Origin of the sequence: Cryobacterium sp. Y57 (genome assembly GCF_002929505.1) — a bacterium.
In the GTDB taxonomy this organism is placed as follows: domain Bacteria; phylum Actinomycetota; class Actinomycetes; order Actinomycetales; family Microbacteriaceae; genus Cryobacterium.
In genome coordinates this window covers 19,584-29,629 of sequence record NZ_PJJL01000043.1, presented here as the reverse complement: position 1 = coordinate 29,629, position 10,046 = coordinate 19,584, and the positions used below count along the sequence as shown (strand labels likewise).

11 protein-coding genes and 1 riboswitch are annotated in these 10,046 nt (G+C 64.9%); of the genes, 8 read left to right on the top strand and 3 right to left on the bottom strand.

What is annotated here, in order from left to right; translation table 11 throughout:
- Positions 1 to 279: 279 nt before the first annotated feature.
- Positions 280 to 1,101: an aldo/keto reductase gene (locus CXY72_RS01785; RefSeq protein WP_104126009.1), complete on the bottom strand. Its 822-nt coding sequence runs from the start codon at positions 1,099 to 1,101 to the stop codon at positions 280 to 282.
- Between the two features lie 39 nt (positions 1,102 to 1,140).
- Complete coding sequence (locus CXY72_RS01780) at positions 1,141 to 2,127, bottom strand: zinc-binding dehydrogenase (protein WP_104126008.1); 987 nt, start codon at positions 2,125 to 2,127, stop codon at positions 1,141 to 1,143.
- Positions 2,128 to 2,387: 260 nt separating this feature from the next.
- On the opposite strand from CXY72_RS01780, the gene gatC reads away from it, so the two are divergent.
- The 7 genes from gatC (at position 2,388) to CXY72_RS01740 (ending at position 8,893) form a co-directional block, all read left to right on the top strand.
- Positions 2,388 to 2,684: an Asp-tRNA(Asn)/Glu-tRNA(Gln) amidotransferase subunit GatC gene (gene gatC / locus CXY72_RS01770; RefSeq protein WP_104126006.1), complete on the top strand. Its 297-nt coding sequence runs from the start codon at positions 2,388 to 2,390 to the stop codon at positions 2,682 to 2,684.
- Positions 2,685 to 2,686: 2 nt separating this feature from the next.
- Positions 2,687 to 4,234 (top strand): Asp-tRNA(Asn)/Glu-tRNA(Gln) amidotransferase subunit GatA, encoded by a 1,548-nt coding sequence (gene gatA / locus CXY72_RS01765; RefSeq protein WP_104126005.1) that lies wholly within the window; start codon positions 2,687 to 2,689, stop codon positions 4,232 to 4,234.
- Entirely contained in the window at positions 4,234 to 5,757 is a 1,524-nt protein-coding gene (gatB, locus tag CXY72_RS01760) for an Asp-tRNA(Asn)/Glu-tRNA(Gln) amidotransferase subunit GatB (protein ID WP_233197602.1), read from the top strand. The genes gatA and gatB overlap by 1 nt, the downstream gene beginning before the upstream one ends.
- 3 nt (positions 5,758 to 5,760) lie before the next feature.
- Positions 5,761 to 6,033 carry a hypothetical protein gene (locus tag CXY72_RS01755; protein WP_104126004.1) on the top strand — a complete coding sequence of 91 codons (273 nt, stop codon included), beginning with the start codon at positions 5,761 to 5,763 and terminating at the stop codon, positions 6,031 to 6,033.
- Positions 6,030 to 7,139, top strand: coding sequence for a VIT1/CCC1 transporter family protein (locus CXY72_RS01750; RefSeq protein ID WP_233197601.1), 1,110 nt, complete (start codon positions 6,030 to 6,032; stop codon positions 7,137 to 7,139). Before CXY72_RS01755 ends, CXY72_RS01750 begins: the two co-directional genes overlap by 4 nt.
- A 184-nt stretch (positions 7,140 to 7,323) precedes the next feature.
- The gene (gene dinB / locus CXY72_RS01745) at positions 7,324 to 8,538 is read left to right on the top strand and encodes a DNA polymerase IV (protein ID WP_104126003.1); all 1,215 of its coding nucleotides are present in this window, start codon (positions 7,324 to 7,326) and stop codon (positions 8,536 to 8,538) included.
- A gap of 25 nt (positions 8,539 to 8,563) precedes the next feature.
- On the top strand, positions 8,564 to 8,893 hold the full coding sequence (locus CXY72_RS01740) for a hypothetical protein (protein ID WP_104126002.1): 330 nt from the start codon (positions 8,564 to 8,566) through the stop codon (positions 8,891 to 8,893).
- Positions 8,894 to 8,959: 66 nt separating this feature from the next.
- Here CXY72_RS01740 and CXY72_RS19120 read toward each other — a convergent pair whose 3' ends face one another.
- The gene (locus tag CXY72_RS19120) at positions 8,960 to 9,202 is read right to left on the bottom strand and encodes a hypothetical protein (protein WP_146071015.1); all 243 of its coding nucleotides are present in this window, start codon (positions 9,200 to 9,202) and stop codon (positions 8,960 to 8,962) included.
- A 42-nt stretch (positions 9,203 to 9,244) separates the two neighbouring features.
- A riboswitch (TPP riboswitch) is annotated at positions 9,245 to 9,355 on the top strand.
- Positions 9,356 to 9,386: 31 nt separating this feature from the next.
- Here CXY72_RS19120 and CXY72_RS01730 point away from each other — a divergent pair.
- Entirely contained in the window at positions 9,387 to 10,046 is a 660-nt protein-coding gene (locus tag CXY72_RS01730; protein ID WP_104126000.1) for an ECF transporter S component, read from the top strand.

The window sequence follows — 10,046 nt, the reverse complement described above, 5'->3', positions numbered from 1 at the left end:
GATCTTGGCATCTGGAACTTCTTCCACGGCGACCTCATTGGGTCCTTTGTAAACGACTGCTTTCATTTTTTCACTCCCTGAATTTGTGACCGTGTAGGACGGAGGATCCGTCTTCACTTTCGGAGGTATTGAATGGATGAATGTCCGACAGCCCTAGGCCGTGCAGAACATAAGCATGTATCAGTTTTATCATGATCGGGCGGGACCTGCCACTGTGCTCCCGGAGGGGTGGCTGCACTCCGCCTGGCCGGAGTGCGCTTCAGAAATAAGTGGGCGGCGTCAGAGAATATCGAGCGGTTGTTTGCTGCGGGGTGCCGGAAATGCGCTATCCAGCGACAGGCAATCCTCGGCGTCGAGCACCACCGAGCCCGCGCCGACATTCTCGTGCACGTGCTCGAGCGACGATGCTTTGGGGATCGCGATGACGCCCGGTTGCCTGATGACCCAGGCCAGCGCGATCTGGGCACCGGTCACTCCGTGCCGCTTGCCAATTTCGGCCAGCAGCGGATGCTCGAGCAGGGTCGGTCCCTGACCGAGTGGCGAATAGGCCATGAGCGGCATGCCCGCGCGTTGTTGCCAGGGCAGGAGATCAAACTCGATGCCCCGACTGCCGAGGTTGTACAGCACCTGATTGGCGGCGCATCCGTCTGGTGCTTGCTCCAGGTCATCTTGGTCGAAATTCGATAACCCCCAGCTCCGAATCTTGCCCGCTGCACGAAGGTGTTCGAACCCGTCAACGGTCTCGGACAGTGGAACACTGCCAGACCAATGCAGGAGGTAGACATCGAGCCGATCGGTTCCGAGCCGGCGCAGGCTGCGCTCGCACGCCGCCACCACGCCGCTCCGGCTCGCGTTGTGTGGATAGACCTTGCTGACCAGCACGACGTCATCGCGTCGGCCTCGGATGGCCTCGCCGACCAGTTCTTCCGAGGCGCCATCGCCATACATTTCGGCGGTGTCGATCACGGTCAGGCCGGCATCGATCCCCGCGCAGAGGGCCGACACCTCAGCCTTTCGCGTCGCGGCGTCCTCACCGAGATGCCAGGTTCCCTGGCCGATGACGGGCACGTGGACGCCGTTGAAGAAGTTGGTTTCGCGCATGTGGTTCCTTACCTCGTGTGCATTTCCAGACGTTCTGGCTTACGTATTTTCAAGACTCAAAACAATCTTGCCCAGGTGCGAGTTCGCAGCCATGAGATCCTGCGCTTGTTGAACTTCGGTCCAGGGCAGGATCCGATCAATCGATGGGCGCAGTGCTGCGAAAGCCGGATCGACGTCGGATAGCAGCGCGGCGACGATAGCGGCTTTCTCCGCAGCGTCACGGGTACGAAAGGTGACCCCGATGATGCTTATTCGTTTGAATGCCAGTGCTTCCAGATCAAGATCACCGTGGGCACCACCGAGGCGCCCCACGCCGACTACGCGGCCCCGGAGCGCGGCGCAGCGAATATTATCCGCAAGATAGGGGCCGCCGACATGGTCGACGATGACGTCGGCCCCGCGGCCATCCGTCAGTTCCAAAACCCGATCTGCAAAACCGGCCTCGCCCACCTCGACCACGTGATCGGCACCCGAAGAACGGAGCAGATCTGTTGCCCGGTCCGTGCGAACGGTGGCAATGATCAGTCCAGCGCCCAGGTATTTTGCCAGCTGTACGCACTGAAGCCCCACCGTTGAGGCCGCCGCATGAACGAGCACCGTTTCGCCCGGCTCAAGCTCACCCGCAGTGCGGAGCGCGTTGTGCTCAGTCATCAACCCGAGGATGGCAGCAGCACCCTCCGCGTAGGTCCACGCCGGCGGAATCGGTATAACCAGCGCAGCGTCGACAACGACTTCCTCGCTCAAACCTCCACTGACGATGGCCATGACGCGGTCCCCGACGTGAACGCCGGTCACCGCGCTTCCCACCGTGACAACGTCACCCGCGGCATCGAGCCCCACGACGACCGGAGCGCTGCCCGGATTGACCGGCTGGTGGGTTCCCGCGCGCTGGCCCAGGTCGGCACGGTTCACCGACGCAGTCCGCACACGGATCTTCACCTGATGCGGGCTCGGTGCAGGGCTCGGGAGATCCCGCATCGACAACACGGATCCGCCCGGCTTCTGCTCGACAACAATTGCTCTCATATCTTCCAGTGTGCTCCTAAACGGTTACGTCCCGGTGAAATTCCATCTTCGTGCCGGGTCTTTTCTCGGCGTCGGCGATACGAAACTTCACCCGATCAACGCCAAAAATGGCCGCCCGGTGCCAGTGTCGGTTCCCTGCCTGCAAGCGGAGCCGGACTGCAACAGGGGCGGGGGTGCGGATCTGGAGCCGTTGGCGGATCGGGCTTGCGGCGGCTGGCGAATAGGATTGGAATATCCACCTCAATGCGTATCGGAGCACCATGTCTGAAATCACGGCCGAGCAGGTTGCCCATTTGGCATACCTTGCTCGGATCGACCTCAGCCCCCTCGAGATCACCAGTCTCACCCGTGACCTCGGCCAGATCGTCGACTCGATCGCCAAAGTATCTGAGGTTGCCACAGCCGACACACCGGCCACGAGCCACCCGATGCCGTTGACCAATGTGTTCCGCGACGACGTCGTCGTGCCCTCGCTGACGGTGGAGCAGGCACTGTCCGGTGCGCCAGACCGCGCCGGGGACAAATTCCGCGTGCCCGCCATTCTGGACGAGGAGTAATCATGACCTATCTCACCAAGCTCTCCGCCGCTGCTCTGAGCGAACTGTTGGTTGGCAAGCAGGTCAGCGCCGTCGAAGCGACCCGCGCCCACCTCGACCACATCACGGCAGTCGACACCGACCTGCATGCTTTTCTGCACGTCGCCGGCGACGACGCCCTTGATGCCGCCGCGAAGATCGATGCCCGCCGCGCTGCGGGTGAAGTGTTGAACCCCCTCGCCGGTGTTCCGATCGCGATCAAAGACGTGCTCGCCACCCAGGACATGCCCACCACCGCCGGGTCGAAAATTCTTCAGGGCTGGGTGCCGCCGTACGATGCGACCGTCGTCGCCCGCCTGCGTGCGGCCGGTCTGATTCTGCTCGGCAAGACCAACATGGACGAATTCGCCATGGGGTCCTCTACCGAGCACTCCGCCTATGGCGTCACCCGCAACCCCTGGGACCGCGACCGCATCCCCGGCGGCTCCGGCGGCGGCTCGGCCGCGGCCGTCGCTTCCTTTCAGGCGCCGCTCGCCCTCGGCAGCGACACCGGTGGATCGATTCGCCAGCCGGCCGCCGTGACCGGCTCGGTCGGCGTCAAGCCGACCTATGGCGGAGTCTCCCGCTACGGGGCTATCGCCCTCGCGTCGAGCCTCGACCAGGTCGGCCCGGTCTCCCGCACGGTCTACGACGCCGCCCTGTTGCACGACGTCATCGGTGGACACGACCCGCTGGATTCCACGTCGCTGACAGACAGCTGGCCCTCGATGGCCGCCGCGGCCCAAGCCGGACTTGCGAACGGCGCCCTCAAGGGCGTGCGCGTAGGCGTCATCAAGGAACTCGCGGGCGATGGATTCCAGGCCGGCGTCACCCAGCGCTTCACGGAGACCCTCGCCCTGCTCGTCGCTGCCGGTGCCGAGATCACCGAAGTCTCCGCCCCGAACTTCGAGTACGCCGTCGCAGCGTACTACCTGATTCTGCCGGCCGAGGCCTCGAGCAACCTGGCCCGCTTCGACTCGGTACGCTTCGGCATCCGGGTCAACCCGGACAGCGGCTCGCTCACGAGCGAGCACGTCATGAGCGCCACCCGTGAGGCGGGTTTCGGCGCCGAGGTCAAGCGCCGCATCATCCTCGGCACCTACGCCCTGAGCGCCGGGTACTACGACGCGTACTACGGCAGTGCGCAGAAGGTGCGCACGCTCATTCAGCGTGACTTCGCCGCCGCGTTCAGCCAGGTCGACGTGCTCGTCTCGCCGAGTGCTCCGACCACCGCATTCAAGTTCGGTGAGAAGCTCGCCGACCCGATGGCCATGTATATCAACGACGTGACCACCATTCCGGCCAACCTCGCCGGCATACCCGGCATGAGCATCCCGATCGGTCTGGCACCCGAAGACGGCCTGCCGGTCGGCCTGCAGATCATGGCCCCCGCCAAAGCGGATGCCCGCCTTTACACCGTCGGCGCCGCTATCGAGCAGTTGCTCGAAGCGCGCTGGGGGCACACCATGCTCAGCCGGGCACCAGCCCTGACCCCGACCGAAATGTTTGCCAGTAAAGAGGGAGCCGTTTGATGCCCAGCGCAGAAATGAAGAACCGGGCCGAATTGATGGATTTCGACAAAGCACTCGAACTGTTCGAGCCGGTGCTCGGCTTCGAGGTGCACGTCGAACTCAACACCAAAACCAAAATGTTCTGCGGTTGCGCCAACGAGTTCGGCTCCGGTGCCAACACGAACACCTGTCCCACCTGCCTCGGCCTGCCCGGCGGGCTGCCGCAGGTGAACAAGAAAGCGATTGAATCCAGCATCCGCCTGGGGCTGGCTTTGGGGTGTGAGATTGCGGAACACTCAAGGTTCGCCCGCAAGAACTACTTCTACCCAGACACGGCGAAGAACTTTCAGACCAGCCAGTATGACGACCCGATCTGCCACGACGGTTCGATCACGATCGAACTCGAAAGTGGCCGTCTGGTCACCGTCGAGATCGAACGCGCCCACATGGAGGACGACGCCGGCAAGCTCACCCACATGGGTGGCGCCACCGGACGCATCCAGGGCGCCGACTACTCCCTGGTCGATTACAACCGCGGCGGAGTGCCGTTGGTGGAGATCGTCACCCAGATGATCGAGGGTGCCGAACACGATGCCCCCGAGATCGGCAGGACCTACGTCGCTGCGATTCGTGAGATTGCCAAGGCCCTCGGCGTCTCCAACGCTCGCATGGAAGAGGGCAATGTGCGCTGCGACGCCAACGTCTCCCTGCGTCCGCGCGGGTCGAACGTGCTCGGCACCCGCACCGAAACCAAGAACGTCAACTCGCTGCGCTCGGTCGAACGCGCCGTGCGCTATGAGATCCAGCGCCAGGCCGCCGTGCTGGCCGGCGGTGGCACCATCACCCAGGAGACCCGGCACTGGCACGAAGACACCGGAGTCACGAGTGCCGGTCGGCCCAAGAGCGACGCCGATGACTACCGTTACTTTCCCGAGCCCGATCTGCTGCCGATGGCGCCGTCGCGCGAATGGGTCGAAGAGCTGCGCCTGACCCTGCCCGAGCCGCCCGCGGCCCGCCGCAAGCGCCTACAGGCAGCGTGGGGTTTTGCGAACCTCGAGTTTCAGGACGTCGTCAACTCCGATCTGCTCGACGCGGTCGAAGCGACCGTCGCTGCCGGGGCATCCGCTCAAGCCGCACGCAAGTGGTGGACCGGCGAAATCGCCCGGCTCGCCAACGCGGCCGGGGTCGCCGCCGACTCGCTCGTGACACCGGCCCAGCTCGCTGCACTGATCGAACTCGTCGAAGCTGGAACCCTCACCGACCGTCTGGCCCGCCAGGTACTCGAGGGCGTCATTGCAGGGGAGGGCACCCCGGCCGAGGTCGTCGACAGCCGCGGCCTCGCCGTGGTCTCCGACGACGGTGCGCTCATCGCGGCCATCGACGCCGCACTGCTGGGGCAGCCCGACGTGCTCGCCAAGATTCGGGGCGGCAAGCAGCGGGCGGCCGGCGCCGTGATCGGCGCGGTTATGAAGGCCATGCGTGGACAAGCGGATGCTGCGCGCGTGCGCGAACTCGTGCTCGAACGAGCCCAGGCGATCGAGTAAGGCATGAGTGGTCAGAGCGCTGTCTTCGGAGTGGGCGTGCAGGTCATCGTGCGGCTCGATCGCACCCGGTTTCCCGACTCACTCCTTGACGACCCGATCGGCGTGATCGTGGCGGCGGGGGAGTCGGAGGGCTCCGGGCTCTACGCTCCGACCGTCGTGCGGGAGAAATTCTGGGTCGTCCGCTTCGAGGAACCATTCTTCGGCCTCGACGGCTCCGGCCCGCATGATTCCGCGCGCATCCCGCAGAGCTTTCTGGAAGCAGCGCCGGAAGCGTGAACGCGATCACTCCAGAACCGGGCGAGCGCACCCCGTCGACCCGCGACATCCGTCGGTGGCGGCAATACCTGGCTGACGAACAGGCCGAAGCCGCCGTGTATCGAGACCTCGCCAACCGCCGTGCCGGCGAGGAGCGCCAGATTCTACTCGCCCTCGCCGACGCTGAAGGACGGCACGAAGAACACTGGCGGCAACTGCTCGGCAGCGATATTGGCTCACCGAGGCGCGGCGCCCTGCGCACCCGGTTGTTGGCGCTGCTCGCTCGACGGTTCGGGTCGGTGTTCGTGCTCGCCCTCGCTCAGCGGGCCGAAGGTCGCTCGCCCTATAACGCGGATCTGGACGCCACCAACGCCATGGCCGCCGATGAGACCGTGCACGAAGAAGTCGTGCGTGGCCTCGCCGCCCGGGGTCGCAAACGCTTGTCGGGTACCTTTCGGGCCGCCGTGTTCGGTGTCAACGACGGGCTGGTGAGCAACCTCGCCCTCGTGCTCGGCATCGGGGCGACCGGGGTCTCGGCCGCGACGATTCTGTTCACCGGCATCGCCGGACTCCTGGCTGGGGCGCTCTCGATGGGTGCCGGCGAGTACGTCTCGGTGCGCTCCCAGCGGGAACTACTCGAAGCTTCCACCCCCGCTGCGCCGGCCAAGAGCGTGCTCTCCCACCTGGATCTCGCTGCCAACGAGCTGACCCTCGTCTACCGGGCCCGGGGCATGTCTGAAGACGAGGCGGAGGCACACGCCCGTGGGGTGCTCGCTACCGCCTACGCGGCGACCGGACCGATCTCCGCGGTCAGTCCCCAGGCTCCCATACATGACGAACACGAGGCCGTCGGCACCGGCACCGGAGCGGCACTGTCGAGTTTCTGCTTTTTCGCCTCGGGCGCTCTTCTGCCAGTGCTGCCCTACCTATTCGGCATGAGCGGCTACGCGGCCATCATCGTCGCCACCATTCTTGTAGGCGTCGCCCTGTTGACCACCGGCGCAGTCGTCGGCCTGCTCTCGGGAGGTCCGCCGTTGAAGCGTGCGCTGCGACAACTCGTGATCGGCCTGGGCGCAGCGGCGGTCACCTACCTGCTCGGGCTGGTTTTCGGCACGGCGCTCGGGTAGTTGCCCGACAAGACGTGTCGCCCCGTCGCATAACTCCTGCAGATTGCGTGACCTGATGCGAGGCTTCCGCGAAAAGACGCGGTCGCGATATTTTTCAGCAGTGAATTGCAGGAGTTATGCCGTGGAATTGTATTTTCCCTCTGTCGGTCGTGCATATGGGCCGGATCAGGTTAGGGTTTTTTCGGTGGGCAGACAGGATGGCAGCGGGCGGCAGGTTTCGGCGGACGACGTCGACGACCGTTCGGCGACGGTACTTCACGTTGATCTGGACGCGTTCTTTGTCTCGGTCGAGTTGCTCTCTCACCCGGAATTCGCGCACCTGCCGGTGATCGTCGGCCACCGCGGCGGCCGTTCGGTCGTCACGGCGGCCAACTACATCGCCCGAAAATACGGTGTCAACTCGGCCATGCCGATGTCGCTCGCGTTGAGCCAGTGCCCGAACGCGATCGTACTCGAGCCGCACATGGGACAATATCGAGACTTTTCCACCCGAGTGATGAGCATCTTCGACGACGTCACGCCACTGGTGGAACGGCTCGGCATCGACGAAGCGTTTCTTGACGTTGCCGGCGCGACTAATTTGTTCGGTTCACCAGCTGTGATCGGCGAACTCATTCGCGCTCGCGTGTTCGCCGAAACCGGCCTCGTCTGCTCCGTTGGCGCGGCGTCGACCAAGTTCGTCGCCAAACTTGCCTCCGGCCTGGCCAAACCCAACGGTCTGCTCGTCGTGCCGGCCGAAAAGACGGTGGAGTTTCTGCATCCGCTGCCCGTGACCGCGCTCTGGGGCGTGGGGTCCGCGACCGAGCAGATGCTGACGCGCCTCGGCCTGAAACTCATCGGCGATATTGCCCGCACGCCCGTGGACGTGCTGAAAAAAACACTGGGGGAGGCCTCCGGTATGAAGCTGTTCGAGTTGGCCTGGGGGCGTGACCCACGCTCGGTGACGGTCGAGCGGGAAGAGAAGAGCGTCGGCCATGAGGTGACCTTTGAACACGACGTGACCGACATCGACCAGCTGCACAGTGAGTTGCTGCGGCAGTGCGACCTGGTGGCCGCACGGCTGCGGCGCAGCGATCTCGTGGCACGGCGCGTGGCACTCAAATTGCGCTATACCGACTTCAGCACCGTCACCCGGTCGCGCACCCTCGCTGAACCGAGCAATGTCGGCCGGCGAATCTATGAGGAAGCAGTCGCTGCGTTCGACCTGCTGGCCGCGTCGGGTATTCGAGTGCGACTGATCGGGGTGCGGGCCGAGCAGCTCGGTACAGCGTCGGGATCGGTAGGTTTATGGGATCCCGACGAGGATTGGCGCGGCGCCGAGCTGGCGGTCGATTCCGTGACCGAGCGATTCGGGGCGGGAACAGTGCGTTCGGCCTCCTTCTTCAAGCCTCGCCCATAAGGCACGAGTCGGCTACCCTGTTGGAATGACCAGCCTCCCGGAAAAACTCGCAGAAACCTTCCGTTCCGCCGGTGTGAAATCGGCTTACGGGGATCCCGTGCAAATTGACGGCGTCACCCTGATACCGGTGGCGCTCAGCTACTACGGTTTCGGTGGCGGTGATGCCGGCGAAGGCGGAGTTGCCGGATCCGGTGGCGGCGGCGGCGGGGTGTCGCTGCCGATCGGTGCCTATGTCAAGTCGGGCGGCACGGCTCGGTTTGAGCCGAACGTCATCGCCCTGCTCGCCGTCGGTGTGCCATTCCTTCTGGTCGCCGGACGCGCCCTGGCCCGGATAATCCGAGCCCTCAAGAAGTAGCCCCCCTCTTTGGACGGGGCCCGGGCCCAGGCCACGGGCCCAGTCTACAAACTGGGCCCGGTTCCCTTAGGTGGGCCCGGGCGAGCGGCGGGGGCGACGAGCAGAACGGATGCGGCGGGGCCGGCGCGGCCGGCGCGCGAACCGACGGCGCGCCCACCGTGGCACCCGGAGCTGCAGCCAGGGCGGAAAGTGCCACGGGCCGTTCACCGGCAATCCCTGGGCGATGCGCCGACGCCGCATCAGGAACCGGCGCAGCAGCAGGAGATACAGCGCCGCCAACACGAGCAGGATGCTGATACTCATACTCATGTCGTCATTCCCATGCCGCAAGTCTAGGCGGGGCGCTAGAATTGGCGGTATCACGGGAGTCCGGTACACCGGGCTGAGAGGAAGCTGACCAAGCTTCGACCGTCGAACCTGATCTGGATCATGCCAGCGCAGGGAGGCTTCTCGATCCCGTGCCCTGTATTCACCTACGGAAAGGGCACGAATAGTGCACGCAACAACGAGTTCACTCAATCAGTCCACTCGCCAGTCTTCGACGGCGAAGAAGCCACGCAACTTTCGCTGGCGCGTGGTCGACATCGTTGTTGCGAGTGTCATCGGCGTTGCGAGCGGCGTCATCTTCTGGGCCTGGGGCCTGGCCTGGTCCCCGCTCAGTGGGATCCTCGCGTTCACGCCCGGCCTCGAAGGTCTCCTGGCCGGTGGCTGGCTGTTCGCCGGAGTGCTCGGCGGCCTCATCATCCGCAAGCCCGGCGCAGCCGTGTACACCGAGGTCGTCGCCGCCGTCGTGTCGATGCTGATCGGCACCCAGTGGGGATTCTCCACGCTCATCTGGGGCGTCGTCGAAGGCCTGGGCGCCGAAATCATTCTTGCGTTGTTCCTCTATTCCAACTGGCGGCTCGGCGTCGCCCTGCTCGCTGGCGCGGGTGCCGGGGTGGCAGTAGGTCTGCTCGACACGACCTTCACGAGCTATGCGGCATTGGATTTTGGCTATCGGGTCGTCTATTTCGTATCCGCTGTCGTGTCGGGCACCGTGCTCGCCGGCCTGCTGTCCTGGCTGGCCGTGCGCGGCCTGGCCCGCACCGGTGCGCTGAGCCGGTTTGCTGCCGGTCGGGAAGGGTCGCGAGCACCCTCCGCCGCGATCAGCTAG